The organism is Afipia massiliensis, assembly GCF_014203115.1.
GTDB classification, from domain to species: Bacteria; Pseudomonadota; Alphaproteobacteria; order Rhizobiales; family Xanthobacteraceae; genus Afipia; species Afipia massiliensis.
The window spans coordinates 384680-409839 of the sequence record NZ_JACHIJ010000001.1 but is presented as its reverse complement, the minus strand read 5'-3'; the positions used below and the strand labels follow the sequence as shown (position 1 = coordinate 409839).

Here is a 25160-nt window from a genome sequence, read left to right as displayed (position 1 = left end):
AAAGAGAGGTTGTGCGCCGTTCGCGCGTAATCTCGGGGCGTGATTTTTCGAAAAGCTGCGACCGCTTTTCGGATTGCCCCTGGTGGAGGTTGATGTGTCACAGGCTGAAAAAGTTCACGATCTGACGGCGGAAGAGGTTGCTGCCGGCATTGCGCAGGGGCGCTATCTCCTGATCGACGTGCGTGAACCGAATGAGGTTGCCGTCGAGGCTTATCCGGACGCGGTGGTTCTGCCGCTTTCGACCTTCGATCCGGCGGAAATTCCCGATCCGCAGGGCAAAACAGTGGTTTTCGCCTGCCGCTCCGGCAAGCGTTCGGTGACTGCATCGCTGGCCGCACAAGCCGGCGGCAAGCCTTATGACTCACACCTCGCAGGTGGCATGCTGGCGTGGAAGGCTGCCGGGCTGCCGTCCAAAACCGGCGGCTGATCTTCCGATGAACAAGATTTTCGCGGACCTGCCGAATACCATCTTCGACGTCATGTCGCAGGCCGCCCGCGATCTCAACGCGATCAATCTGGGCCAGGGCTTTCCGGACGATCCGGGCCCGCTCGACATCCGGGAGAAGGCCGCGGATGCCGTCCTGAACGGCTACAACCAGTATCCCTCGATGATGGGGATCCCGGAACTGCGCCAGGCCATCGCCACCCACTACGCGCACTGGCACGGCGTACAACTCGATCCGATGAGCGAGGTGATGGTGACCTCGGGCGCCACCGAAGCTTTGACGGGATCGATCCTCGGATTGGTTCAGCCCGGCGACGAGGTGCTGGTTTTCCAGCCGATGTACGATTCCTATGTGCCGATCATCCGGCTCGCTGGCGGCATTCCCAAGTTCCTTCGCCTTGAGCCGCCGCACTGGCGCCTGCCGGAAGAGGCGATCCGCGCCGCGATCACTCCTAAGACGCGTTACGTGATCCTCAACAATCCGCTCAACCCGGCGGCCGTGGTCTATCCGCGCGAGGACCTCGAGATGCTCGGGCGGATTTGTCAGGAATACAACCTGATCGCTATCTGCGATGAGGTTTGGGAGCATGTCGTGTTCGACGGGCGCGGGCACATTCCGCTGATTGCGATTCCGGGAATGCGCGATCGCACCGTGAAGATCGGGTCCGCGGGCAAGATGTTCGGATTGACCGGCTGGAAAATCGGTTTCGTCTGCGCCGCGCCGCATATCCTGCGCGTACTTGCCAAGGCGCATCAGTTCATCACCTTCACGACTCCGCCCAACCTTCAGGTCGCGGTCGCTTATGGTCTTGGCAAATCTGACGACTACTTCCTGCAGATGCGGGCCGATCTTGCACGGAGCCGTGATCGCCTGAGCAAAGGCCTGACCAGCCTTGGTTTCCCGGTGCTGCAATCGCAGGGGACTTACTTTCTCAACGTCGATCTCGCGCCGCTCGGATTGAATGAAAGCGACGTGGCCTTCTGCAAGCGTATCGTGCACGAGCACAAGGTTGCCGCTATCCCGGTGTCGGCCTTCTATGAAGAGAACCATGTCACTTCGGTGGTGAGGTTCTGTTTCTCGAAGAAGGACGCAACGCTCGACACGGCGCTGGAGCGGCTCACGCACGTTCTTCACGGTTGAGGGGAAATCCGGTGTCCATTGGCATGAAGAGGGGGCTAGCCCTCGCAGTCGTCGCAGGTGCTTTTGTGGCTTCGGCGTCATTGGCGCAGGCGCAGCAGCGCAGCGTGAATTTCTATAATTGGTCGAACTACATGGCGCCCGGCGTCCTCGAACAGTTCACCAAGGAAACCGGCATCAAGGTCACCTACGACACGTTCGATGCCAACGAGACGCTCGAGACCCGGCTGCTGGCCGGAAAATCCGGCTACGATGTCGTGGTGCCGACGGCGTATTTTCTGCAACGTCAGATCGCGGCCAACATTTTCCAGAAACTCGACAAGTCGAAGCTCCCCAATCTTGCCAATGCGTGGCCCGAGGTGACCAAGCGCCTTGCGGTTTACGACCCCGGCAACGCTTTCGCGGCCAACTACATGTGGGGCACCACGGGCATCGGCTACAACGTCAAGAAGGTTCAGGAGATTCTCGGCGCGGACGCGAAGATCGATTCAGCGATGAATTCCTGGTCCATCGTGTTCAAGCCCGAGAACCTTGCCAAGTTCAAGGATTGCGGAATCCACATGCTGGATTCCGCAGACGACATTCTGCCGGCGGCGCTGAATTATCTTGGTCTTGATCCGAACACGACGAAGCAGGCCGATCTCGATAAAGCAGCAGAACTGGTCGGCAAGGTGCGGCCCTATGTGCGCAAGTTTCATTCGTCGGAGTATCTGAACGCGCTTGCCACGGGCGAAATCTGCTTCGTGGTCGGCTGGTCGGGCGATATCAAGCAGGCTCAAAGCCGCGCGGCGGAAGCCAAGAATGGCGTCGAGATCGGCTATGCGCTTCCGAAAGAGGGCGCGCAGATGTTCTTCGACAACTTCGCCATTCCGGCAGACGCGCGGAACGTCGCCGAGGCCCATGAGCTTATCAATTATCTCTATCGGCCTGATGTCGCCGCAAAGAATTCGGACTTCCTGTCTTATGCGAGCGGGAATCTTGCCAGCCAGAAGTTGATCGATCCGAAGATACTCAATGACAGGACGATTTACCCGGACGAGGCAACGCTGAGTCGCTTGTTCGTGATCACGGCACGCGATCCTGCCACCCAGCGCATCATCAATCGCCTGTGGACGCGGGTGAAGACCGGGCGGTGATTACCGCCAGCGGCGGTGGAGCCAGAGCCATTGTTCGGGATGTTCGCGAATCCATCCCTCGAGCACGGTAGTGATCGCCTGCGTGGTGGCCTGAACATCGATCTTGCCTTCGGCATCCCGGACGGGTTTGACCTCGTCCGATAGCTCCGCGCGGAAGCGATGGTTCGGCAGCCGGATGATGCGTACGCCGTGAATCGGGACTTCGACCTGCCGGGCGAGGCGAGCGAGCAACGGGTTGGCCTTGGTGGTGCGGCCAAAGAATGTCACATCGACGCCGCGCCCGAAATGCTGATCCACCAGCATGCCGACATGCACGCCCTTTTGCAGCGCCTGCGCCAGTCGCAGCGGTGCGTCGTGCGTAGTGGCGATCATCGTGCCCATGTTGACGGAGCGAATTTGCTGGATCGCGCGATCCACGGCTGCAATGTTGGGGCGGCGGAACAGCACCGCCGATTCCAGCCCGTAGGCGGGGCCAGCGAGTGCCGGTAGCTCCCAGTTTGCAAGATGGCTTGCGAAGATCAGTGCACCCTTGCCGTCGTCACGCAGCATCTCGAATTTCTCGATGGCGCCGGGCGCGGGCTCAACGCGGCTGGCGTCCCAATGCTCGGGATCGAGCTTCCAGATGTGATCGAGATGTGCGAACTCCGCACCAACCCGGCCGAGATTGTCCCAGACACCCATGAGGATGGCGTCGATCTCGGCAGGCGGCTTGTCCGGGAATGCTGCGATCAGGTTGGCGCGACCGATCTTGTGCTCGGGCAGCCAGGGACCAACGGCGCGTGTCACCGATGCGAAGAAGTTTGCGGTGCGGTCCGGGTCGAAATAGCGAGTGACGCGCAACAGGCCGACGGCAATCGCGCCCAGGATCGCTCCCGTCACAGGCTTCAGCGCATCGCGCAGGATGGCTCTTGTGCGGAGGAGCAAGCGGCGCATCAGAACGTAACGACAATCTTGCCGAACACCTGTCGGCTTTCCATTCGCTTGAGCGCGGGGGCGACATCTTCAATCGGCACTTCGGTGTCGATCACCGGGGTCATACCTTGAGCCATCTTGTCGAGGCTCTCGGCGATGTTGCGTATCGTGGCTCCGAACGATCCGAAGATGCGGTACTGCTGCTGGAACAACTGCATCAGATTGATCGTGGTGGTGGGACCAGAGGTCGAGCCGCAGGTCACCAGCCGCCCGCCGCGCTTCAGGACCAGCAATGAACCGTTGAAGGTGTCAGCGCCGACATGCTCGAACACCACATCGACACCCTTTTTCTTGGTGATCTTGCGGGTCTCGTGTTCGAAACGATCCTTGCGGTAGTTGATGACGTGATCGGCGCCGAGCTTCTTCACGCCATCGATCTTGGTATCGTCGCCCACGGTGGTGATGACGGTACAGCCGATCGCCTTGGCCATCATGATCGCGACTGTGCCGATGCCGGAGCCGCCGGCATGCACCAGCACGCTTTCACCCGGCAGCAGTTTGGCGTTGTCGAACAGCATGTGCTGAACGGTAGAGAACGCGATCGGCGCGCAGGCGGCGTCACGGTCGGATACGCCATCCGGCACCGGGATGACCAGCCGTTCGTTGAGGTTCATCAATTCGCGGGCAAAGCCATCGACATGAAATCCCATGATGCCGGCGACGTTTTCGCAGAGGTTGTCGCGGCCAGCCTGGCATGCAGGACAGACGCCGCAGGTCAGCGCGCCGTACATCACGACCTTTTGCCCCGGCGTGAAGCGCGTGACGCCTTCGCCGATCGCAGCGATCTCGCCGGAGGCTTCCGCGCCGACCACGAGCGGGAGCTTGCGCTTCGCGAACGCCATGCCGCGATAGCCCCAAACGTCGATATGGTTGAGGGCGACGGCCTTGACGCGGATCTGCACCTCGCCCGCGCCGGGCGGCGGGGGTGGCGGCGTATCCGCGACCACCAGCTGGCGGTCGGCAACAAGACTGAGCGCACGCATAATACCGCGTCTCCGGCACGAAGGATTGTGAACTGTTGGGCTGCGTATCGCCGGTTCGGCGAAGGCCGTCAACCGCCGAAAGCTGCGTCCGTGACTGCTAGATCGGTTCGCGGGTCAGGATCAGCGACGCATTCTGGCCACCGAATCCGAACGAATTCGACATCACCGCGCTTACCCGCGCGTCGCGGGCCTTGTTGGGCACCACGTCGAACGGGATCGCAGGATCGGGCATGTCGTAATTGATCGTCGGCGGGATGCGCTGGTGCTCAAGGGTGAGCAGCGAGACTACTGCCTCCACCGCGCCGGCGGCCGAGAGGGTATGCCCGACCATCGACTTGTTGGACGATACCGGAATTTCCTTGGCGCGCTCGCCGAACACCATCGAGATGCCGAGATATTCCATCTTGTCGTTCTCGGGCGTCCCGGTGCCGTGCGCGTTGATGTAGTCGATCTGCTCGATACCGACGCCCGCGTCGGCCAGCGCATTGCGCACGCACCCGACGATCGGTTTGCCGTCGGGGCTCGAGCGGGTGCGATGGAACGAGTCGGCGAGTTCGCCGCAGCCTGCGACCACGCCGAGAATTTTCGCGCCGCGCGCGGTTGCCGCTTCCAGACTTTCGAGCACCAGCGCACCAGCGCCTTCCGCCATGACAAAACCGTCGCGGTTCTTGGAGAAGGGGCGCGCCGCCGCGTGCGGCGGATCATTGTGGGTAGAAAGAGCAGATAGCAGCGAGAAGCGGATCAGTGCTTCCGCGTTGACCGAGCCGTCGGTTGCGACGCAGAGCGCCGCGTCGGTTTCGCCGCGGCGGATCGCCTCGACGCCGAGCTGGATCGCGGTCGCGCCCGATGCGCAGGCGGTCGAGAGCGAAATGGGGGAGCCCTTGGTGCCGAAGGTGTCGGCCAGATGATCGGCGACAGAGCCGAAGATGAACCGGCGGTGCAGATTGGTGAAGCGTCCGCCGCCGCTGGCTTTCAACAGCGCATCGTAGTCGATGCCGGATTTCATGCCGGTGGCGCGGGCAATGTCCTGCCGCGGCTGCCATTCGAGTTCGACCGGTGCAACGGCCAGAAACAGCGGACCGGGGAAGTCGCCCTTGGCGCCGATTCCGGCCTGCGCAACGGCCTCTTCGGTCGCGACGTCGGCAAGACGCTCGGACAGAACCGTCGACGAGAACGGCTCGACCGGGATGAAATCGATCGTGCCTGCCATCGTGGTCTTGAGACCATCGGTGGGGAAACGGGTAATGGTCCGGATTCCGGATTCGCCAGCGGTAAGTTTGGCCCAGTTGTCGGACTTGCCTGCGCCGAGGGAGGTGACGAGGCCCATGCCGGTGACGACGACGATAGGCCGTCCGAACTTGTCGCGAGTCGATGTCATCGTGCCCTCATATGTGGCTTTATACCGCCTCGACCAGCGCCATGCCTTCGCCGCGCCAGTGTCCAGCCCCGATCACAACAATCTGGGACGGCGGCTTCGTCATTTCAATCTCGACACCGGCGGTATCGTTCGCCGGAAACAGCGCGCCCCGCGAAATCGATAGGGCGGCAAGTGCGATCCCGAGTGCAAACTGCGCCTCCACGGCATGCCCGAATGCAGTGCCGGTCGCACGTGCCGGGATGTCGCGATGCTTGGCCAGGAATGCGCGCTCCTCGGCGGTGACGGGTGAAGCGCCGGTCGCACCGGTGATGATTGCGCTGTCCTGGCTGACAGTTCCAATTTTCGACCACAGGCCGTCGAGTGTTGCGGTCACATCGCCATCAGTCTTGCGCTTGGCGCGGTCAGCAATCACGTTTGTAAGCTTCGCATATGGCTTGGCGCCGCGCGCCTGCGCGTGTTCCTTGGACTCGATGACGAGGAACACGCCGCCGGAGCCGAGCGCGAAGCCGTTGTCGCGCTCCCAGACCGGCTTGAATTTGTTCTTCAGATTGAAATCGCCGAACTCATAGAGCATCAGCATTTCCTTGCGCTCGCTGTTCTGTGCGGCGCCGACAAGGGCAATGTCGCTTTGACCTGAAGCGATCCGCGCCAGCGCAATGCGCGCGGCATCGACGCCGGCGGCTTCCTCGCCCATGAACGTGCGGGATGATCCGGTGACGCCATGGACGATCGAGATATTGCCGGCGAGCAGGTTGGACAGTTGCGCCAGAAACAGAGTGGGGCGCAGATCGTTCATCAGGCGTTCGTTGAGAAATCCGGGCGCGGCATTGCCTTGAACATCGGCATTGATGATCGAGGAATCCACGGCGAGATCGCGTTCGCCGCCACCGGCAGCGACGATCATATCCATGCGCGAGAGAATGTCGGTGTTACCCTTGATACCGGCGGAGTCGAGCGCGAGACCGGCTGCATAAGTGCCGATCCGCTGCCACGCTTCCATCTGGCGTTGGTCGCCCTTCTTCGGGATCTGCGCATCGAAGACCAGCTTCGTCATGGGATGGACGACGTAAGGAGCGAATGTCGTCTCGTCGACATTAACTGTCTTGGCGTTCAACGCGTCCCAGTGCGCGTCGAGGCCTTCGCCGAGCGACGTCGCAAGGCCGATACCCGTGATCCAGGCTTCGCGCGGGCCGCCGGGCGATGAAGGGGTCTCAGCCATGAGCGATTACCTGTTCGGGAAAGCCGATCCGCTTGGCCATCGATTCCATGTGTGCGCGTAAATCGGGATGCGGAAACGGTGTATGACGGAAGGTCAGCGTCGCATTGCACTTCAGCTTGCCGTCAACGCGGACCTTTGCGTCGGTGACAGCGTAGCCCGAGCCATCATGGACCAGACTTGCATCGATCGTCAGCAGTTCGCCGGGCCTCACGAAGTCGCGCATCTTAGCTTCCTTGACGCTGGCAAGAAACGGCATGCGTTCGAACTTCAGAAGCGCGATCAGAAGCCAGCCCGAAGTCTGCGCCATCGCCTCAGTCAGCAGCACACCCGGCATCAGTGGATAGCCGGGGAAATGCCCCTCGAAGACGGTACTGGTCTCGGGAACCTGTGACTCGACCGTAATCGTCCGCTTACCGACGTCGAGATCGGTAATGCGGTCAACCATCTGGAAGTATTCGAGCTGCATGGCGGGGCGCGTCAGGCGCCCTTGGCGGCGACCAATTCGTCGATGCGCGCGCTGAGGTTCTTCAGGACAAAGTACTGCTCGGTCGTGGCCTTGCCGTCGTTGACCTCCTGCGTCCACTTCTCCAGCGGCAGCTTGATGCCGAACGCCTTGTCGATGGCGAAAGCGATGTCGAGGAAGTCGAGGCTGTCGATGCCCAGATCGTCGATTGCGTGGCTTTCCGGGCTGATCGTGTCGCGTGGAATGTCGCACGTTTCCGCAATGATCGTGGCGACCTGATCGAATGTAGACGACATGCTAAACCTTTGAGATTTTTGAGATAAATGCCATTTCTTGGCGCGGGACGCTGGCTTGAAACCGTGCCGCGTTCCCCTCGGGACGGGTTGAAACCCCGTATATCGGAGCCATGATCCGAGTTCAATGGCGCAGCACGGGCGAAGAAGGACCGGTTTCCAAGCCTAATTGTGGCGAATCGGATCGATTCTCTGCGCCGAAATCTGCGCGCAGTCCCGCCGACCCATCAGGACACAATCCTGCGTGTTGCGCAGATCGGCGAGAGCAATCGCCAGCCAGATACCGACGCCGGTCAGTACCGCCGTGAACGCGATGGCGGCGGCGTTCGCGATCATGCGGTGACGATAGTCATCCGGGCTTTCGTCAGTTTGCTCGTATCGAGACAGGTCAGGCGCGAGCTTCCCCGACCGTTGAACCGCCGGTAGCGGTGTATGCGTACGCGGACGGAATTTCAGTACGCGATGCTCGCCGTCAGTCATCGGTAAACGGTCCCAAATCAACGCGAAGACATTAGCCCATGAAACAAAACTGTCTTCGGACACCAGCGTAATGCTGGGATGTCAAAAAGGATAGCCGGGAACCGGGCGCGTTACGCCTTCGGTACGCGACCCATCATATAGAATTCATCGTTCGGGCGCATGTCTGTGAGGCTCGCCATGCGGTTCGACAGCGCAAAGAACGCTGCAATCGCCGCGATGTCCCAGATGTCGTCATCACTGAAGCCGTGGCCACGCAATATCTCAAAATCCTGCGGCGACGTCTTTTGTGATTCCAGGCAAACCTTGACAGCGAAATCCAGCATCGCGCGCTGGCGCGGTGTGATGTCGGCCTTGCGGTAGTTGTTGGCAATCTGATCGGCGATCAGAGGATTCTTCGCGCGAATCCGCAGCACCGCTCCGTGCGAGACGACACAGTAATGGCACTGGTTGGCCGCGCTGGTCGCGACCACGATCATTTCACGCTCGGCCTTGCTCAGTCCGCCGTCTTTTTCCATCAGCGCGTCGTTGTAGGCGAAAAATGCCCTGAACTCGTCGGGCCGGTAGGCCAGCGCGAGGAACACGTTCGGCACGAAACCCGACTTCTCCTGCACGCCGAGAATGCGCGTCCGGATATCATCCGGCAGCGCGTTCAGCGCAGGAACAGGAAAGCGGCTGATGGACGGTGTGGTCATGCTGATGATCCGATGCAGGCGGTAGGAGTGTCTGCAGGGACCATAGTCGAGGAAGGCACCGGCGCAAAGCGTCCGCCGATGCAAGACAGTCCCACGCGGCGCGTAGTGATCAGCGAAGGGGCTTTTTCAGCAGCGAGAAGCGGTCGGGATCAAGACCTAGCGACGGTTGCAGCATCGGTGCTTCCGGCGCGCGCGGAATAGGCCGATCCATGCCGCCGCGATCGAACGTCGGATCGTTTGGAGTTTCGCGATGCGAGGTCGCGCCGCGCCAGCGTTCGAGCACGGAACTAACGAAGTTGATGTCGTGACCGCTGAGGGCCGATGGCGTCGTCGCGATGGTGGCTTCGCTGCGCGGCAACTGGTGCACAGGGACTTCCTTGAAGCGGAGCCGGGTTGGCAAAGCAACGCCTTCGCCGAAAGCCAGCACTTCGCGTGTGCCTAGCGATGGCACGAACGACAGGAGATTCGCCGCGGCATCCGAGACTGCGGAGCGCAACAGCATCTGGTCGCGCTCGTTTGCAAGGCGCATCGCGAACAAAGTGTTGCATTGGGAAATAATCGTTGCGTCCAGTTCCGCCGGGCGCTGCGTAACCAGCGCAAGGTAGACGCCGTATTTGCGGCCTTCCTTGGCGATGCGCGAGACGGCCTTACGTGTCGGCCCGAAACCCACGCCGCGATCGGCGGACGCGTAACGGTGCGCTTCTTCGCAGACGAACAGCAGCGGGGAGGCGCCGTCACTCCACAAACCGAAATCGAACGCCATGCGGCAGAGTACGGATACGACGGAGTCCACAACTTCAGCAGGAAAGCCTGCGAGCTGCATGACGGTCATGGGCCGGCCGTTGGCGGGCATCCGGAACAGGTGGCTGATGACTTCCGCCATTGTGTCGCCGCCGACATTGGCGTTTTCGAACATGAAGGCGTAGCGCGGATCGTTTTTGACCGTCTCGATGCGCGAAATCAACTTGTGATAGACGATGCGCGATGAGCGGTTTTCCAGCTTGCCCATGCGCTCATCGATCAACGAAATCAGATCGACCAGACGATAGGGCACCGGTGTATCGGCGGTGTAGCCGACGGTCTTGGCATCGACACGCTTCAGTCCGACGCGGTCTGTGTTCTGATATTGCGTGTAGGTCGCTTTCGCGACCGGAATGAGTTCAACGAGAACCTCGAGTTCTTCGGGCACGCCGGGGCGGCCGCCGAAGATCACGTCGACGAATTCCTCGAAATTAAAAAGCCAGAACGGCAGCTTGAGATTTCGCGGATTGAGAACCAGCGATTTGTCGCCGAAGCAGCGGCCATATTCGTTGTGCACGTCGAGTAGGAACACGCGCAGGTTCGGCCTTACGCGGAGAATCTCATTTAGCAGCAGCGAGACGCCGCTGGACTTGCCGACGCCGGTGGAGCCGAGTACGGCGAAATGCTTGCTCAGCATGTCCTCGACATCAACATAGGCGATGACGGACGGATCCTGCTGCAGCGTACCGATATTGATCTGCTCGGCTTTCGATGGCGCGTACACCGTCCGCAATTGCTGGTTAGTCAACACGTCCACCAGATCGCCGATGGTCGGATAGCTCGTGACGCCGCGCTGGAAGCGGCCGGAAGGGCCGGCGGCGATCTCGCCCAGCAGGTCGACAGAGGCAATTGCGATGTAGTTGTCGGTGGGCGGCAGGTTTTCGCGGCTCACCTCGGTGATCATCGCAACGATGATCGTCGTGGCGGTGCGGATGCCGAAGAACTGGCCGACCGTGGCGCGGACATTCGCGTCGTTGATCTGGCTCGTCGTCACAAGGCCGACTCGCGCTTGTGAGCCGCGTACCGAAATGACGCGCCCGAGCGAGGCTGGCTGCGGTGAAGTCAACATAGAGCGATATGGCCTGTCTGAACTGCTGAATTTCCTCGACTGTACAAAGGCTTGTTGCAGGAATTGTTAAATGCCCCTGGTGACTTTGGGCGGTTCTGCGAGGTGGTGCCCAGATGATGGTACAACCGATGAGATTTACCCGTCGGGCTAAGGTCCCGAAGTTGAAGGGGTATTTTGATATTGGTTGACGAGAGCCCGCCGGCGGATTTCCTTGGAATTAAGTCTTTGTTTACCTTGGACTAATGGATGATCTTCCAGCCCGGTTGATACGCCGGGTGTGTGGTTTTTTGAGCGCCGCTGGTGGACAGGGCAAGGCAGGGGTAGACCGCGGCGCAGCACCGCTCTATATCCTGCGCGCGACATCGATTTGCTGATTTGGACAGCGATCCGCACGGTGCTTCACCGTGCAAGATCAGGTCCGCGATCGATTGGGGAATGGTGTAACGGTAGCACAACAGACTCTGACTCTGTTTGTCTAGGTTCGAATCCTAGTTCCCCAGCCAGCTTTCTAAAAGTCCAGCGAAAAGCGACAGTTATCCACCCCAAGATAGGGAACACCACCGCCAAGGTCCACCCCTCGGGCCACAAAAGGCGTGGAAAGTGCCGCTTTTACATAATCTTCGCCAGAAAAACGGAATCTTCTTCTTCCGCCGCAAGGTGCCTGCCGCTTTGCAAGCTCTTCTCAAGAAACGGGAGATAGTCCGTTCGCTTGGACGCTGCGATCCCCGGACGGCCCGTTTCCGGGCCAGCCAGCTCTGGATCGTCACCGAGCGGATGTTTCAAATGTTTGTAAAATTCAAATTAGAAGAAGGCGACGAACCCGATCTCATCAATCCCGATCAACTGAAGTTGTTCGTCGATGCGATGCTCACCCTCAACCGATACAACGATGAATATGTAATCGCCCGCCTTCTCCTCAATTATGAGGTCTGGGCCAAAAGAGCCCGTGCCGATCGCTTGAAAAACAATATCAGTGGCGTGGTCGAGGAAATCCAGGACCTTGCCGAACAGCTCGATATGCCCATTCGCCAAGGCAGCTCATGCTTTCCAGCAGGAAATCGAACAGGCTCCATCGGAGGAGGAGAAGACGAGCTTGCGAGAGAAGAGGACGGCGCGCAAGACTTGGAATCGCCACCTGTCAACGCTGTCGGAATTCTGGAAATGGGGCAAGCTGAATGCGCTCACCTTTCCAACGGCTCCAAACCCGTTTGAACAACTTTTCCTGATTGTCGATGACGAGCCGGTCTCGGAGGGAGGAAGCCAAGAGCGCAAGCCCTGGAGGGAAGAGGAGATGCGCGCTCTGTTTGCCTCGCCTCTCTTTGCAGGTTGCCGTTCACCTGGCCGCCGATATGAGCCGGGTAACCTCGTGATCCGTGACTCGCTGTATTGGGTGATCCTGATTGTTGCTTACACCGGAATGCGGCGCGAGGAAATCTGCCAGCTCCGAGTGGAGCATCTGTGCCATCACGAAGAAAAGGACATCTGGTACTTTAATCTGAAGGCTCCCGGGCTTCAGTTGAAGATCATAAAAAGGAGAGGGAAAAAAATGGGAGGAGGGATTCCGGATCTAAACGCTGGGTCACGGTGCCGGATGCGCTGATTCAACTCGGCATCATCAAGGCCTTGCACAAGGGGCGGGAGCCAAACGAACAGCTATTTCCGGACCTTTATCGGTCGAAGTCAAACAACTCCTTTGGCGACAAACTCGGTCAGAAATTCGGAACCTACCGGAAGAATTACGACGAGGCCCATAGGAAGAATGGTGATAACGGACATGCCTTTGTCCCCCTTTATGCTCATCTGAGAGATTTGCATTCGTTCCGGCATTCATTTTGTACCGAGATGATCAATGTCGGTGTTCCCCAGGCGCATGCAGAAGCACTCACCGGCCACACGAGCGAGGCCCGTAGCAGCGAGTTCGCGAACTACGATCACGGCAGGACGCTTGCAATTCTGAAAGTGGCCATCGACAAGCGGGTGCTGCCGGTTGATATTCCGCGCCTTGTGGACGCCGCGGCGAATTCACCGGAAGTCCCAACGCCGCAAAAATGCGGCGTTGACTGATCACGATGGCCGTCAGGCGCGTCGCAACTTGCAACTCGTTTCGATAAGCTCATCAGAAACCTCCTGGTCTCCGTTGTTCTGCCTCTGGATCGGAAATTATGAGTCCATGGTCTGGACAAGGCGTGGGAAGCGCCAGCCATCTGCGTCTCGCGTCGCCTCATGGAGACGCTTCGGCGCGAGGCTGAGGCGGCGGCATCACCCGGGACAGCAACGAAGACGAGGAGGGGCTTTTCGCGCTTGCCGCTTTGAGCCGAGGCCTGCACTTTGGGGGCTAGGCTCGGCAACCGGTCGCTTTTGGGGCAGAGCGGACATCAGATGGTAGGCAATGACTGTCGACTCAGTCGAGAATGACTCTTAGCGGCCATTAAGGTCCCACTCGAGCTAAGTCCGCTTGGCGCAGCCTTTATATTGCGCAGAGATATCACGGTGTGCTGGGGAGAGAGCGCTGCCTTCGGCGCGCATGAGTGACGCTTCAACCACTCAGCCGGGCGATGCTATTTCGCTCCGTTGCCGCGCGCGATATTGTGAAGCCGCCCGAATGCGACCGTAGCGTCTCAGACGGATGCTCTCCAAAAAGCATATGGTAATAGTGGGCGAAACGACCCAACTCGATAAATCCATGCTGCAACGCGACCTCGGCCACCGTGGTTTGCGCAGGATCGCTCTCTCGCAGCACGGAATGAATCCAGCACAGGCGCTTGTAGCGCAGGAACGTCACCGGCCCCATGCCGAGAACCTCGTCGAAAGCACGATGCAGGCTTCGACGAGATACACCGAACTCGGCGCAAATCTCGGAGATGTGCACAGGCCTGACGCCTACAGTATCGACGTAATGCTCTACGTTCCGAACCAGCCGGATTGCGGACAGCGGCAGCCCTGAGTTGTCAGATGGCAGCGAATGCATGACGGTTGCCATCATGGCGTCGGTGATCGATCGTCTCCAGAAATCAGCCGATTGCTCGGACAAGTCGATGTTCGGGTCTGCAAGGGACGAGACAATCTTGCGCAATCTGTGAATCGCAACCGAGCCGATGGATGGATTGGCCTTGTAGTGGTTCTTTGCAGTCCATGTCGCAGGATCGGCCAAATCCGTTTCACCGCCGAAGATGCTGGCCACGTCCGTCAAATCCAGACGAATGGCCGCGTAGGAGGAGGCGCCAAAGAGCCTGCCATCATGGTCGATACTCGGCGGAATAACCAGAACGTCGCCGGGCTGCATGTCGTACGACCAGTGCGTCACGCGATTCGTTGATCCCAGCAGCATCCCGACAATAAGTTTTTGCTCCTTCGACGTCCGCTGCGTTCGAATTCCGGCTGAGAATGATCCAATGCTGAGAGAGAAATTTCCGATTCCGACATGAGTCAGAGAGCCGTGCAGCTTGCCGCGCTCAAGTTGCATCACGTCAACGTGGGAACCATGGACCGCCTCGCGAAAACCTTCGAAATCGTCCACGCGAGCGGCGGTGACCGAAAATCCCTCGCTCATACGATTGCCCTTCTGTCGCTCTAATGGCGAGATGACGAACGGGATGCGATAACGAACCGAACTCGTCGCACCGGGCGACGCAACAGATTGCATGAGAGAAACTGATCGATAAAATTTGAACGGCCTCGCACCGACCGCCAAGGGTCTCGTCTAATAAAGGTCTCGTCCAATAAAGGGTCTTGTCTAGTGAGGGCCTCGCCTAAAACTTAGCCTTGATCGCTGATGCCATCGGCTTCACGGATGAATCGACGCCGAGGGGAAGGGAGACGGTGAAGTAGCCTGCGGTTCCCTCCATGCGATTCTGCACATCGAACTCACGATAGACCTTGATGCGCGTCGAGATCGGCAGCTTCCCGACTTCAAAAGTGTAGCCGACCGTTCCGCCCAGCGCGATGACGCGGCCTTCGAACGCTCCAAGTCTCGCGCCGCTGCCGCTGTCGCCGGTAATCTGCTGATAGTAGTAACCTACGAGACCGATGGTGAATTCCTTGGTGATGTACTTCGAGGCGGCCCATTCGAGATGGAATTCGTCGCCAGTCTTGTAGTCCGTCGCCCGGTTGACTTGATTGAATGTGACGCCCATGGCCATGGATAGATCAACACCGATCGCAGGGTCGAGCCATGTCAGTGCGCCGAATACATCCACCGCTGGCCGGTTCAACGACGCATTGGACAACTGCCCCGAGACATAGCTGCCGGATGGGATGACGCCGCTGACACCGAGTTGCCAGTGAAAATTTCCCGAATGCCATCCGAGAAACGAGCCAACTTGGAAATCGCTTAGGTTGGTCTTCTCATCGGTCACGTTGATGCCAATCGGCCCGAAGCGGGGAGAGTTCACCAGCAAGCTGGCATTGACGCGCGGCGCGCCAAAAGTCGGAATGGTCGCCGAGAACGCGAGATCGCCGCCCAGTATTTTTGCAGGCGTTACCCACAACGTTGTTGGAAGATTGAACCAACTTTGGGCGCTCACATTTGCAACGAGCAAGCCGCCGGTTGGAAGCGCGCGGCCGCCGCCGATCTTTCCCGAATAGAAATAAGTGTCGTCCTGGAAATAGACGCCAGGTGGTGGAGTGAAGCCGGCCATCGGACCGCGCGCGCCAAGCAGATAGACGCCGACCGCGCCTTCCGCTGCATCTGCTGACTCGCCCGCAACACCGAGGAACAGCGCTGCCGCAACGCCGAACAAACGAAAACCGTATCGCATCGTTACCTCCGCCCAAAGGAATCGACGTGCGACCGCGAGTATGGCCACGTTCAGTCTAAGCGGAATTTTTGCCGGACACCAACCTCAAAAGTCAGGCGTGAAACCTCAGGCTCTATTTTTAAGCAAATTGCGAATTGTGACAAATGTTCTTTAATGCTTGTTCGGCAATCGAAAAATTTGGCACAAACTGCACATCCCAATTTCAGATCATGCGCATAGTGTGCCCGTCGCCGGCCCCATCAAGTGAGCTGCGTTATCGCTCGACGCGGCTGTAGTTCGCTTTTGCTAAAATTTCAATGCGTTGAAACAAGAAGGGCAGACACAATGACCTTCGACAATTCAAGGCTTCTTCGCAGGAGTTCTGCGCTGCTCATTGTGGCGGGGCTCCTCGTTGCCATTCAAGATGCGCCGGCGACCGCCGCCGTCCCTGGTCGCGGTGCATTGCTCAAACAACAAGTCAGCGACACGTCAGCGGTTGTCCCGATCGCGGTTGCGCGCAGAGGCCGGGCCGTTGTCGGTCCACGCGGCGGCGCTGCCGTGCGCCGATCCACTGTCGCGCGTCCCGGCGTTCGGCCTGTTCGCCCGGTCGTCAAGCCGGCGCGCTGGGTACGTCCTGGCTGGTACAGATGGCCGCCCGGCGGTGCGATTGCCGCAGGTGCGGCCATCGGTGTCGTAACGGCAGCGACAGCGGCCGCATGGGCTGGGTCTCCGCCTGCGCCCGGCTATTGCTGGTACTATACCGACCCAAGTCAGAGACAGGGGTTCTGGGACGTTTGCCAATAGGCGATGGTTAGTGGGAATGCCATGACAACGATGTTGCTGCCCGACAATGAGCGAGGGGACCGACCAGCGGACGATTTACGAACGGACGGGATGATGTGGCTTCCCGGCGGGACCTTCCGCATGGGGTCGGATCATCATTATCCGGAGGAAGCGCCGAGCCATCGCGTGGCGGTTGGTGGCTTCTGGATTGACAAAACACCTGTCACGAACCGGCAGTTCAAACAGTTCGTGAAAGCCACAGGGCATGTGACCCTCGCCGAAATTCCACCCGATCCGAAGGATTACCCCGGCGCACTGCCTCACATGCTTTATGCCGGTTCGCTGGTGTTCACGCCGCCGCATCAGCCGGTCGATCTGCGCAATTGGGCTGAGTGGTGGAACTTTATGAAGGGTGCCGACTGGCGGCACCCTTACGGTCCCAAGACCAACATCAATGTGCACGACAATCACCCTGTCGTGCACGTTTCATATTCGGATGCACTCGCTTACGCGAAATGGGCCGGCAAGGATTTGCCGACCGAAGCTGAATGGGAGTTCGCCGCGAGAGGGGGGCTCGATGGTGCAGAGTATGCCTGGGGTGAGGAGTTCACGCCGGGTGGTCAACACTTAGCCAACACGTGGCAGGGCGAATTTCCGCGGCTGAATCTCAATCAGGATGGCTTTGAGCGCACCTCGCCGGTGACTGCGTTTCCGCCGAATGGCTACGGGCTTCACGACATGATCGGCAATGTCTGGGAGTGGACCAGCGACTGGTACTCGCCGAAGCACGATGCCGATGCGCCGAAGGCATGCTGCATTCCCGAAAATCCGCGCGGAGGCCGGGAAGAGCAAAGCTACGACGCCTGCCAGCCGACTATCAGAATTCCGCGCAAGGTGCTCAAGGGCGGCTCGCATTTGTGCGCGCCGAATTATTGCCGCCGTTATCGCCCGGCGGCCCGACACGCCGAACCGGTCGACACATCGACGAGCCATGTCGGATTCCGCTGCGTTGTGCGCGGAAGGCCTGGGCCATGAGCGCGGCCGAACCATCGAGTGTAGCACGCGCCATGACATGGCTGGCGGTCGGGCTTGCTGCCATTTTGCTTGTGTGGGGGATTCTTCGTTACGGCTGGTCGATGGACATTCACCAGCGGTTCTGGGCGGACATCTTTGATCGCATTCACGGGCCGATGACATTCCGCTTCTATCTCCAGCCAGTGATGGCGGCGATTGCGGCGCTTCCCGACGGCGTCAATGATGCGCGGGCCGGGCACAAATCATTTTTCTGGTCAGCGCTGTGGGATTCAAGCGCGCCCAAGGGGCGTCTGCGCGAGGGCCTGATCTCGACGGCGCGCGTCGTACTGCTCGGACTAAGCATGGACGTAATCTACCAGTTCAAGGTGCTGGATCGCTTCTATCCCGGTGAGGCGCTGATGATGGCGCTCCTGCTCGCCGTTATTCCCTACTTCGTCTTCCGATGGATTGTTGAGCGTGCTGCCAGATGGTGGTTTGCGCGCAAGGGGACGAACACGTTGGCATAGTACGTATCGGCAGAGCTTGAGGGCATTCGGGTATGGAAAACATCACGTCCAAGTCGAGCTCTGATCTGATTTCGGTCGAGTTGTCTTCGCGCCGCACAGGCATGTCGTTCCAGCGTACGCGCATGAGCGCGGACCGGACACTGATGTCGGTGATCCGAACGTCGCTATCACTAATCTCGTTCGGCTTCACGATCTTCCAGGTATTCGAGAAGATGCGCGACCACGACGTTATCACGCATGCGGGCGCCGCGCGCAACTTCGGGGTCACGCTCGTCGCGCTCGGCATCGTCATGCTGATCGGCGGCATCATCTATCACCTGCAGTTCATGTTTCACCTGCGCGAAGAGCGCAAGGCCATGGCCGCTGAGGGGCTCATCCACGCGCAAAGCCAGTTTCCCGTTTCACTGACACTGCTCACAGCGATCATTCTTCTGCTCATCGGGATATTCGCGATTGTCAGCATGGTGTTTCGAGTTGGGCCGTTCGGCTGAGGAGGATACATGGCAACGCGCGCGACGAAGAAGAAGTCCAGCAAGACGGCTGGACCGAAGAAAGCAGGGAAAACCGCATCATCGAAACCAAGGTAACCACCACGGCAGCGAAAGTTAAAAAAGGGAGTAGTCGTATGGCTAAGACCAAGCAGCCCAATATCCTCGTCATCTGGGGCGACGATATCGGCCAGTCGAACCTGAGTTGCTACACGCACGGGCTCATGGGCTATCGCACGCCCAACATCGACCGCATCGCCAAGGAAGGCATGCTGTTCACGGACAGCTACGGCGAGCAGTCCTGCACTGCCGGCCGATCATCGTTCATCACTGGACAGAGTGTGTATCGCACCGGCCTGTCGAAGGTTGGCCTTCCCGGCGCACCCATTGGAATGAACGAGAAGATCATAACCATCGCCGCCGCGCTGAAGAACCAGGGCTACGCCACTGGCCAGTTCGGCAAGAACCATCTCGGTGATCTCAACCACATGTTGCCAACCAATCACGGTTTCGATGAATTCTTCGGCAACCTCTATCACCTGAATGCCGAGGAAGAACCGGAAATGGACGACTATCCAGCCGATGTTCCCGGTTTTAAGGAAAGGTTCGCACCGCGCGGCGTTATCAAGTCATGGGCCACCGACAAGGACGATTCCGCTGACATGCCGCGCTGGGGCAAGGTCGGCAAACAGAAGATCGAGGATACCGGTCCGCTCACCAGGAAGCGCATGGAAACCTGTGACGACGATTTCGTCGCCGCGGCGATCGACTTCATGAAGCGCCAGGAAGCGGCGGGCAAACCCTGGTTCGTGTGGGTGAACACGACGCATATGCATTTTATTACGCATCCAAAACCGTCCAGCAAAGGGCAGGCGGGCCGCTGGCAATCGGACTATCACGACACCATGATCGATCATGACAAGAATGTCGGTCAGTTGCTGGACTTCCTCGATCAGGCAGGTCTCGCGGACAACACCTTCGTCCAGTATTCGACCGATAACGGTCCGCACCGAAACACATGGCCGGATGGCGGCATGACCCCGTTCCGTTCGGAGAAGAACACCAACTGGGAAGGTGCCTTCCGCGTGCCGCTGCTCGTCCGCTGGCCCGGCAAGATCAAGCCGGGCTCGGTTGCCAACGGGATCGTGCAGCACCACGACTGGTTTCCAACCTTCCTCACCATGGCGGGTGAGCCTGAGATCATCGAGAAATGCAAGAAAGGCTATCAGGCGATCGGCCGCACCTACAAGAACCACATCGATGGCATGAATTTGCTGCCATACCTGACGGGAGAGGCGAAGGAGAGCCCACGCAAACTCTTCTTCTACTTCAGCGACGACGGCGACGTGCTCGCAATACGCTACGACAATTGGAAGATGACATTCATGGAGCAGCGCACGCAAGGTACCATGGCGGTCTGGGTTGACCCGTTCGTTCGGCTGCGCGGGGTGAAATTGTTCAACCTGCGCACCGATCCCTATGAGTTCGCGACGGTTACCTCGAACTCCTACTGGGAGTGGATGATGCGGCACGCCCCGTTCATCTATATGGCGCAGGTCGCTGCTTCAAAATTCGCGGAAACCTTCAAGGAATTCCCTGCGATCCAGCCACCGAACACGTTCACCATCGACGACGCGCTGAAGAAAATGTCGGACATGGCAAGCGGCGCAAATCACTGAATGACACTCCATCAGGCGGCGAAGATTTCGCCGCCTGATGTCTTTAAACGCGGACCGCCGAGGCGTTCATGAAGCAATGGCTGATCTTTGCAACCGAGAATGCCATCGTGTTCATCGATGCGCTGGCCCTCGTTATTGTCGTCGTCGGCACCGTTGAGGCATTCATCGGAGGTCTGCGAGCAATGCTGTCGTCGCCGGCCGGGCACGAGCGGCGTGACATCTGGCTGCGCTATGCGCGGTGGCTGGTTGCGGGACTCACATTCCAGCTCGCGGCCGACATCATCGAGACTTCGATCACCACAAGCTGGGAAGCGGTGGGGCGGATTGCTGCGGTAGCTGCGATCCGGACTTTCCTCAATTACTTTCTCGATCGTGATTTGGAGGACGTGCGTCGACGCCAGCGCGAAGCCACCGAATCACCTCCAGCGGCCTGATGAAGAGGACGTTATGTTCACCAAACGCGCATTCCTCACACTTCTCGCGATCTGTATCGGTGGCGGCACGGCATATGCCCAATCCGATCCGCTGCCCTCATGGAACGATGGCGCGGTAAAAAAATCCATCACCGAATTCGTTGCAAAGGTGACCACGCAGGGCGGGCCGGATTATGTGCCGCCCGCCGAGCGCATCGCCGTGTTCGACAATGACGGCACGCTGTGGTGCGAGCAGCCGATCTATTTCGAGGCTGCCTTTGCGCTCGACCGCGTCAAGGCGATGGCGGCGCAGCATCTCGAATGGAAGCAGCAGCAGCCGTTCAAGGCGTTCCTCGCCGGAGACAAGAAGGCTCTGGCAGAGCAGGGTGAGAAGGGCCTGCTAACGCTGGTGGCCGCAGCGCATAGCGGCATGACCACGGATGAATTCGCAAAGTCCGTCGCCGACTGGCTCGCGACCGCAAAACATCCGCGCTTCAACCGGCCGTATAATGATCTGATCTATCAGCCAATGGTCGAACTGCTGGCCTACCTTCGCGCCAACGGCTTCAAGACTTTCATCGTGTCCGGCGGCGGCGTCGAGTTCATGCGGGTGTGGGCCGAAAAGGCCTACGGCATTCCACCCGAGCAGGTGGTCGGCTCATCCGGCGTCACGCAATTCCGGCTCGACGCCGCAGGAAAGCCGTCGTTGCTGAAGACCGCCAAGGTGCAGTTCATTGACGACGGGCCCGGCAAACCTGCCGGCATCAACATGATCATCGGCCGCCGCCCGATCCTGGCCTTCGGCAACTCCGACGGCGACCATCAGATGCTGCAATGGACGATGGCGGGAAGCGGGGCTCGCTTTGCCGGCATCGTCCATCACACCGATGCCGCACGCGAATATGCCTACGACCGGCCGTCGAAGATCGGGCAGCTCGACAAGGCATGGGAGGAGGCGAAGGCGAAAGGCTGGACCGTCGTGGATATGAAGCAGGACTGGAAGAAGGTTTTCGCATTCGAGCCGTGAGGTTTTTTTACAAACACGGACAGGAGCAGGAAATGAACAGATTCATTTACGCAGCTCTCGGTGCACTAATGGCGATAACGACATCAACAAATGCGCAGCAGCAGCCCGCACAGTTTTCCGATCAGGACGTCAGCGACGCGTATATCTACCTGCTGGGTCGCCTGCTGGTCACGCGTCAGCAGCAGCTCGACTTCAAGGAAGGCTTCAAGTGGAACGAACTCGTCCATCGCAAGCCCGGCGAAGTGGATTGGCCCAATCCCAATCTCGATGTGGCATATTCCGAAGCGTGGGTCGCAGTCGATGAGAGCAGTTGCACGATCGTCAGCGTGCCGAAGGTCGAGGGCCGTTACTACACGGTCCACTTCCTCAACGGTTGGGGCGAGACAATTACCAACATCAACGAACGCCTCTTTCCCAAGCGGCCGTTCGGCGAGTTCGCCATGTGCCTCAGGGGCGCGAACGTTGCGATCCCTGCGGGCGCGACGCGCATCGATCTTCCGGTGAAGTATTCCCGCGTCCTTGCGCGCGTCGAGCTCGGTTCCGATCCGAACGCCGCCGTCGCTCTGCAACACCAGTTCAAGTTCCGGGCGACAGGTTCACCGAAGCTTCCTGAGATTCCCAAGACGCCGATATTCGAACTGGAGGCGTTGCCGGGCGTCGAGGCCTTCGAGGCCGCTGACATCGCGCTCGACAGCGAGCCGGATCTCAGCGTCGGCCTGGAAGCTCTGGCAGAGAAAGCCCGCGCCATCGGAAACGCCGTCAAGGACCCTGCCGAACGGACGCGCGTCGATCAGGTGATCAAGACGCGCGCCTTTGCCGATATCGCCAAGGCCAGTCCCATCATCGGTCACGGGACCGTGTTGCGCGGGTGGGCGCGCCCGGGTGTTGTCGGAGAATACGGCCTCGATTATGTGGCGCGGACAATGATCAATACCGGCGGCATCTGGGCCAACATCAAGCCGGAGGTTCTCTACTACCGAGGAAGTGTGGATCAGGCGGGTGCAGACCTGAACGGCGACAATGTCTACACGCTGACTTTCCCGAAAGACGGGCTGCCAGCTCAGTATGCGACGTTCTACTGGTCGGTGATCGCGGTCGACAGCCACCGTTTTCGCGTGCTGCCCAACCCGATCAACCGGTTTCTGATCAACAATCAGTCTGGCGTGCGATTCAACCCGGACGGCTCACTCACGCTTTACTTCGCCGATCAGAAGCCTGCCGACGCCCCAGACAGCAATTGGCTGCCGACGCCAAAGGGGCAGAAGTATCGCCTCACGTTCCGGTTCTATCGCCCGACGGAAGGTGTGGCGAACGGTACCTACTATCCGCCGCCACTGATCAAGCGATGATGCGACAGGAGGGAGCGATGCACGTCGGCGCGCGTTTCGCCAAATGGGGCCTGGGTCTCTTCATCTTCGGCGTATTCCTGACCTTCGGGATCATCGCGCATTACTGCGTGGGCGCGCGATGGCCGACCGGCGAACTCTTCAAGCAGAACATCTCGCTGTGGTGGGCCTGCCCGTGGACGCTGTCGGTCGCGGCCGTGCAGGCTGGCGGGCTCGGCATGGTGGCAATCGGTCTCACGTTGATGCTTGCTGCGCGCGTATCGCCAATGCGCCCGTCGGAAGAAGGCTCGGCGGCGCTTTGGCTCTGCATCGTTGGACTCCTCGGCGTGTTCGCCGTCGGTTATCCCGGTTATTTCGTCTTCGATGCGATCTGGCCGAGCTTTTACTACTCGCCCGTCGCCGCCGGAAAGAATGCCTGGCTACTGGGGCAGGCGCTCTTCATCGCCGTGTACTTTGCGGGCGCGATCTTCGCGTTCAACGCTGCGCGCCGCGCGCTCAATGCGGTTTCCGTGGAATCCAGAATCTGACCGGAACAGTGGAGGACACAATGAGCAATACGAATAATCCGGGTGTTGATCGGCGCATCCTGCTGGGGGCGGGAGCGACGCTTGTCGCCGCTTCGACGCTCGGCGCCGGCGCGCCGTCCGCCGCGCGCGCGCAAAACTCGTCGCTGAATCCGCAGCCCTTGCCCCCGTCGCCGGAATGGGCACGCGCGCTGCCGCCGGGGCCGGACACCAGCGTGAAGATCTCCGAGGCCTATGCGGCGATGATCGCGCGCGACGCCTTCTTCTGGGCCTGGCCGTTGGTCAACATTTACAACAAGCGGCTTAATTTCAAGGACGTGCCCGAAGTGATGATGGTGGGGCCTGGACCTGCCGCCCCACTCAACCGTCTGGCGATGCTTACCGACTACATCGAGCCTGAGGAGCGGCTGGTCGCCTGTCCCAATCAGGACGTGGTCTATGGCGCAGGATCCCTCGCGCTCGATCTTTCGCCGGTGGTGATCCAGGTGCCGGATTTCGGCGAGCGGTTCTGGGTCTACCAGGTCGTCGACCTGCGCACCGACGGCTTCGTGCAGCTTGGCAAGATGTACGGCACGACGCCCGGCTTCTACCTTTTGGTTGGGCCGAACTGGAACGGCGCTGTTCCCAAGGGAATCACTCAGGTGTTTCGCTGCCCAACGAACACCGGCTTTGCCGGGCCGCGCGTGTTTCAGGACGACACGCCGGAAGACAAGAAGGCGATCCAGAGCGTGCTGCAGTGGATCACGATGTATCCGCTGGCGGAATACGACGAGCGGATGAAAAGCACGGACTGGAGCAAGATCAAAAAGGTGCCGGCGGCGGCGGCCGGTGAGACGGAATCGAAATGGGTATTCCCTGACAAATTCTTCGATCAGCTTCCCGACATTCTCGCCGACGCGCCTCCCTTGCCGGGCGAGGAATCGCGCTACGCGCAGATGCGCGCGCTGCTTGAAGCGATCAAGAGCAATCCGGCGCTGAAGGACGCGCTGACTAAAGCTGTGACGGAAGTGGACGAGCAGGTCGTCAAGCCGCTGTTCGAATTCCGCAACTGGGGCCAGCAGCTTCCGCATCGCTGGAGCACGATCTCGAACGAAGCCGCGTTCGGCACCGATTACTTCACCCGCACGGCGGTGGCGAAATCGAACATCCTCGTCAACGCGCCAAACGAGACGAAGTATTTCTACCAGGATCTCGATGCCTCGGGTGCGCGGCTCAACAGTGCCAACCGCTACATCGTGACGTTCGCGAAGGATGGCACACCGCCGGTGAGCGGTTTCTGGTCGATCTCGATCTATAACGAGCATCATTTCTTCGTCGCCAACCCGATCAACCGCTTCTCGGTCGGCACCAAGAACAAGGATATCAAGTTTGCCGCCGACGGTTCGCTCACAATCTACGTGCAGCCCGATGCGCCCACGGACCCGATGCAGCGCGCCAACTGGCTGCCGGCCCCGAAAGGCGACTTCTCACTCTACGTCCGTACATATTGGCCGAAGGCAGCCGCGATGGATGGCAGCTGGACGCCGCCGGCGGTGCAGCGCGTCAGTTAGGAGG

The 25160-nt window shown here is 59.7% G+C and carries 26 protein-coding genes and 1 tRNA gene; 16 read left to right on the top strand and 11 right to left on the bottom strand.

Annotation, left to right across the window (positions count from 1 at the left end):
• Positions 1-82: 82 nt before the first annotated feature.
• The 3 genes from HNQ36_RS01925 to HNQ36_RS01915 are packed head-to-tail and all read left to right on the top strand — an operon-like array spanning position 83 to position 2719.
• Positions 83-427, top strand: coding sequence for a rhodanese-like domain-containing protein (locus tag HNQ36_RS01925; protein ID WP_184082263.1), 345 nt, complete (start codon positions 83-85; stop codon positions 425-427).
• A 7-nt stretch (positions 428-434) separates the two neighbouring features.
• The gene (locus HNQ36_RS01920) at positions 435-1586 is read left to right on the top strand and encodes an aminotransferase (RefSeq protein WP_184082262.1); all 1152 of its coding nucleotides are present in this window, start codon (positions 435-437) and stop codon (positions 1584-1586) included.
• 23 nt (positions 1587-1609) lie between these two features.
• Positions 1610-2719: a polyamine ABC transporter substrate-binding protein gene (locus HNQ36_RS01915; protein ID WP_184082760.1), complete on the top strand. Its 1110-nt coding sequence runs from the start codon at positions 1610-1612 to the stop codon at positions 2717-2719.
• On the opposite strand, the gene HNQ36_RS01910 is transcribed toward HNQ36_RS01915, so the two are convergent.
• The 9 genes from HNQ36_RS01910 to HNQ36_RS01870 form a co-directional block, all read right to left on the bottom strand.
• Positions 2720-3652, bottom strand: a complete 933-nt coding sequence (locus tag HNQ36_RS01910; protein ID WP_184082261.1) for a lipid A biosynthesis lauroyl acyltransferase — start codon at positions 3650-3652, stop codon at positions 2720-2722. It lies immediately after the preceding gene.
• Entirely contained in the window at positions 3652-4674 is a 1023-nt protein-coding gene (locus tag HNQ36_RS01905) for a zinc-binding dehydrogenase (protein ID WP_184082260.1), read from the bottom strand. Before HNQ36_RS01905 ends, HNQ36_RS01910 begins: the two co-directional genes overlap by 1 nt.
• A gap of 97 nt (positions 4675-4771) precedes the next feature.
• Positions 4772-6052, bottom strand: coding sequence for a beta-ketoacyl-ACP synthase (locus tag HNQ36_RS01900; protein ID WP_184082259.1), 1281 nt, complete (start codon positions 6050-6052; stop codon positions 4772-4774).
• A 19-nt stretch (positions 6053-6071) separates the two neighbouring features.
• A complete protein-coding gene (locus HNQ36_RS01895) occupies positions 6072-7271 on the bottom strand; it encodes a beta-ketoacyl-ACP synthase (RefSeq protein ID WP_184082258.1) in 1200 nt (399 codons plus the stop codon).
• Positions 7264-7737: a 3-hydroxyacyl-ACP dehydratase FabZ family protein gene (locus tag HNQ36_RS01890; protein ID WP_184082257.1), complete on the bottom strand. Its 474-nt coding sequence runs from the start codon at positions 7735-7737 to the stop codon at positions 7264-7266. Before HNQ36_RS01890 ends, HNQ36_RS01895 begins: the two co-directional genes overlap by 8 nt.
• 11 nt (positions 7738-7748) lie before the next feature.
• On the bottom strand, positions 7749-8030 hold the full coding sequence (locus tag HNQ36_RS01885) for an acyl carrier protein (RefSeq protein ID WP_184082256.1): 282 nt from the start codon (positions 8028-8030) through the stop codon (positions 7749-7751).
• A gap of 162 nt (positions 8031-8192) precedes the next feature.
• Positions 8193-8507: a hypothetical protein gene (locus HNQ36_RS01880; RefSeq protein WP_184082255.1), complete on the bottom strand. Its 315-nt coding sequence runs from the start codon at positions 8505-8507 to the stop codon at positions 8193-8195.
• A 110-nt stretch (positions 8508-8617) separates the two neighbouring features.
• On the bottom strand, positions 8618-9199 hold the full coding sequence (locus tag HNQ36_RS01875) for a peroxidase-related enzyme (protein ID WP_184082254.1): 582 nt from the start codon (positions 9197-9199) through the stop codon (positions 8618-8620).
• Between the two features lie 109 nt (positions 9200-9308).
• Complete coding sequence (locus HNQ36_RS01870) at positions 9309-11069, bottom strand: ATP-binding protein (RefSeq protein WP_184082253.1); 1761 nt, start codon at positions 11067-11069, stop codon at positions 9309-9311.
• Between the two features lie 429 nt (positions 11070-11498).
• On the opposite strand from HNQ36_RS01870, the gene HNQ36_RS01865 reads away from it, so the two are divergent.
• The 4 genes from HNQ36_RS01865 (at position 11499) to HNQ36_RS01850 (ending at position 13133) form a co-directional block, all read left to right on the top strand.
• Positions 11499-11572 (top strand) — tRNA-Gln (locus HNQ36_RS01865).
• A gap of 97 nt (positions 11573-11669) precedes the next feature.
• Positions 11670-12281, top strand: a complete 612-nt coding sequence (locus tag HNQ36_RS01860) for a DUF6538 domain-containing protein (protein WP_184082252.1) — start codon at positions 11670-11672, stop codon at positions 12279-12281.
• Between the two features lie 79 nt (positions 12282-12360).
• Positions 12361-12669 carry a site-specific integrase gene (locus HNQ36_RS01855; protein ID WP_184082251.1) on the top strand — a complete coding sequence of 103 codons (309 nt, stop codon included), beginning with the start codon at positions 12361-12363 and terminating at the stop codon, positions 12667-12669.
• A complete protein-coding gene (locus HNQ36_RS01850) occupies positions 12654-13133 on the top strand; it encodes a site-specific integrase (protein WP_184082250.1) in 480 nt (159 codons plus the stop codon). Before HNQ36_RS01855 ends, HNQ36_RS01850 begins: the two co-directional genes overlap by 16 nt.
• Before the next feature lie 472 nt (positions 13134-13605).
• Here HNQ36_RS01850 and HNQ36_RS01845 read toward each other — a convergent pair whose 3' ends face one another.
• Both HNQ36_RS01845 and HNQ36_RS01840 read right to left on the bottom strand, forming a co-directional pair.
• Complete coding sequence (locus HNQ36_RS01845) at positions 13606-14619, bottom strand: helix-turn-helix domain-containing protein (protein WP_184082759.1); 1014 nt, start codon at positions 14617-14619, stop codon at positions 13606-13608.
• Between the two features lie 199 nt (positions 14620-14818).
• Positions 14819-15826 carry a SphA family protein gene (locus HNQ36_RS01840; protein WP_184082249.1) on the bottom strand — a complete coding sequence of 336 codons (1008 nt, stop codon included), beginning with the start codon at positions 15824-15826 and terminating at the stop codon, positions 14819-14821.
• A gap of 813 nt (positions 15827-16639) precedes the next feature.
• On the opposite strand from HNQ36_RS01840, the gene HNQ36_RS01835 reads away from it, so the two are divergent.
• The 9 genes from HNQ36_RS01835 to HNQ36_RS01795 all read left to right on the top strand — a co-directional run bounded on the left by HNQ36_RS01835 (position 16640) and on the right by HNQ36_RS01795 (position 25156).
• Complete coding sequence (locus tag HNQ36_RS01835) at positions 16640-17623, top strand: formylglycine-generating enzyme family protein (RefSeq protein ID WP_246395267.1); 984 nt, start codon at positions 16640-16642, stop codon at positions 17621-17623.
• On the top strand, positions 17620-18129 hold the full coding sequence (locus tag HNQ36_RS26050) for a hypothetical protein (RefSeq protein ID WP_246395201.1): 510 nt from the start codon (positions 17620-17622) through the stop codon (positions 18127-18129). The genes HNQ36_RS01835 and HNQ36_RS26050 overlap by 4 nt, the downstream gene beginning before the upstream one ends.
• A gap of 32 nt (positions 18130-18161) precedes the next feature.
• Positions 18162-18620, top strand: coding sequence for a YidH family protein (locus HNQ36_RS01825; protein WP_246395199.1), 459 nt, complete (start codon positions 18162-18164; stop codon positions 18618-18620).
• A 134-nt stretch (positions 18621-18754) separates the two neighbouring features.
• A complete protein-coding gene (locus HNQ36_RS01820; RefSeq protein WP_184082247.1) occupies positions 18755-20296 on the top strand; it encodes an arylsulfatase in 1542 nt (513 codons plus the stop codon).
• Positions 20297-20364: 68 nt separating this feature from the next.
• On the top strand, positions 20365-20730 hold the full coding sequence (locus HNQ36_RS01815) for a DUF1622 domain-containing protein (RefSeq protein ID WP_184082246.1): 366 nt from the start codon (positions 20365-20367) through the stop codon (positions 20728-20730).
• Between the two features lie 13 nt (positions 20731-20743).
• Positions 20744-21736 carry an HAD family hydrolase gene (locus tag HNQ36_RS01810; RefSeq protein ID WP_184082245.1) on the top strand — a complete coding sequence of 331 codons (993 nt, stop codon included), beginning with the start codon at positions 20744-20746 and terminating at the stop codon, positions 21734-21736.
• Between the two features lie 32 nt (positions 21737-21768).
• A complete protein-coding gene (locus HNQ36_RS01805; protein WP_184082244.1) occupies positions 21769-23085 on the top strand; it encodes a DUF1214 domain-containing protein in 1317 nt (438 codons plus the stop codon).
• A gap of 17 nt (positions 23086-23102) precedes the next feature.
• On the top strand, positions 23103-23609 hold the full coding sequence (locus HNQ36_RS01800; RefSeq protein WP_184082243.1) for a hypothetical protein: 507 nt from the start codon (positions 23103-23105) through the stop codon (positions 23607-23609).
• A 20-nt stretch (positions 23610-23629) separates the two neighbouring features.
• Positions 23630-25156: a DUF1254 domain-containing protein gene (locus HNQ36_RS01795; RefSeq protein WP_184082242.1), complete on the top strand. Its 1527-nt coding sequence runs from the start codon at positions 23630-23632 to the stop codon at positions 25154-25156.
• The last annotated feature ends 4 nt before the right edge of the window (positions 25157-25160 follow it).

What these genes read in the sequence shown, in the direction of transcription:
- HNQ36_RS01815 (WP_184082246.1), top strand. Translation starts at nt 20,365, where the DNA reads ATGAAGCAATGGCTGATCTTTGCAACCGAGAATGCCATCGTGTTCATC.
- HNQ36_RS01795 (WP_184082242.1), top strand. Translation starts at nt 23,630, where the DNA reads ATGAGCAATACGAATAATCCGGGTGTTGATCGGCGCATCCTGCTGGGG.
- HNQ36_RS26050 (WP_246395201.1), top strand. Translation starts at nt 17,620, where the DNA reads ATGAGCGCGGCCGAACCATCGAGTGTAGCACGCGCCATGACATGGCTG.
- HNQ36_RS01900 (WP_184082259.1), bottom strand. Translation starts at nt 6,052, where the DNA reads ATGACATCGACTCGCGACAAGTTCGGACGGCCTATCGTCGTCGTCACC.
- HNQ36_RS01870 (WP_184082253.1), bottom strand. Translation starts at nt 11,069, where the DNA reads ATGTTGACTTCACCGCAGCCAGCCTCGCTCGGGCGCGTCATTTCGGTA.
- HNQ36_RS01845 (WP_184082759.1), bottom strand. Translation starts at nt 14,619, where the DNA reads ATGAGCGAGGGATTTTCGGTCACCGCCGCTCGCGTGGACGATTTCGAA.
- HNQ36_RS01800 (WP_184082243.1), top strand. Translation starts at nt 23,103, where the DNA reads ATGCACGTCGGCGCGCGTTTCGCCAAATGGGGCCTGGGTCTCTTCATC.
- HNQ36_RS01885 (WP_184082256.1), bottom strand. Translation starts at nt 8,030, where the DNA reads ATGTCGTCTACATTCGATCAGGTCGCCACGATCATTGCGGAAACGTGC.
- HNQ36_RS01890 (WP_184082257.1), bottom strand. Translation starts at nt 7,737, where the DNA reads ATGCAGCTCGAATACTTCCAGATGGTTGACCGCATTACCGATCTCGAC.
- HNQ36_RS01910 (WP_184082261.1), bottom strand. Translation starts at nt 3,652, where the DNA reads ATGCGCCGCTTGCTCCTCCGCACAAGAGCCATCCTGCGCGATGCGCTG.
- HNQ36_RS01915 (WP_184082760.1), top strand. Translation starts at nt 1,610, where the DNA reads ATGAAGAGGGGGCTAGCCCTCGCAGTCGTCGCAGGTGCTTTTGTGGCT.
- HNQ36_RS01810 (WP_184082245.1), top strand. Translation starts at nt 20,744, where the DNA reads ATGTTCACCAAACGCGCATTCCTCACACTTCTCGCGATCTGTATCGGT.
- HNQ36_RS01840 (WP_184082249.1), bottom strand. Translation starts at nt 15,826, where the DNA reads ATGCGATACGGTTTTCGTTTGTTCGGCGTTGCGGCAGCGCTGTTCCTC.
- HNQ36_RS01820 (WP_184082247.1), top strand. Translation starts at nt 18,755, where the DNA reads ATGGCTAAGACCAAGCAGCCCAATATCCTCGTCATCTGGGGCGACGAT.
- HNQ36_RS01880 (WP_184082255.1), bottom strand. Translation starts at nt 8,507, where the DNA reads ATGACTGACGGCGAGCATCGCGTACTGAAATTCCGTCCGCGTACGCAT.
- HNQ36_RS01835 (WP_246395267.1), top strand. Translation starts at nt 16,640, where the DNA reads ATGTTGCTGCCCGACAATGAGCGAGGGGACCGACCAGCGGACGATTTA.
- HNQ36_RS01805 (WP_184082244.1), top strand. Translation starts at nt 21,769, where the DNA reads ATGAACAGATTCATTTACGCAGCTCTCGGTGCACTAATGGCGATAACG.
- HNQ36_RS01920 (WP_184082262.1), top strand. Translation starts at nt 435, where the DNA reads ATGAACAAGATTTTCGCGGACCTGCCGAATACCATCTTCGACGTCATG.
- HNQ36_RS01825 (WP_246395199.1), top strand. Translation starts at nt 18,162, where the DNA reads ATGGAAAACATCACGTCCAAGTCGAGCTCTGATCTGATTTCGGTCGAG.
- HNQ36_RS01855 (WP_184082251.1), top strand. Translation starts at nt 12,361, where the DNA reads ATGCGCGCTCTGTTTGCCTCGCCTCTCTTTGCAGGTTGCCGTTCACCT.
- HNQ36_RS01905 (WP_184082260.1), bottom strand. Translation starts at nt 4,674, where the DNA reads ATGCGTGCGCTCAGTCTTGTTGCCGACCGCCAGCTGGTGGTCGCGGAT.
- HNQ36_RS01875 (WP_184082254.1), bottom strand. Translation starts at nt 9,199, where the DNA reads ATGACCACACCGTCCATCAGCCGCTTTCCTGTTCCTGCGCTGAACGCG.
- HNQ36_RS01895 (WP_184082258.1), bottom strand. Translation starts at nt 7,271, where the DNA reads ATGGCTGAGACCCCTTCATCGCCCGGCGGCCCGCGCGAAGCCTGGATC.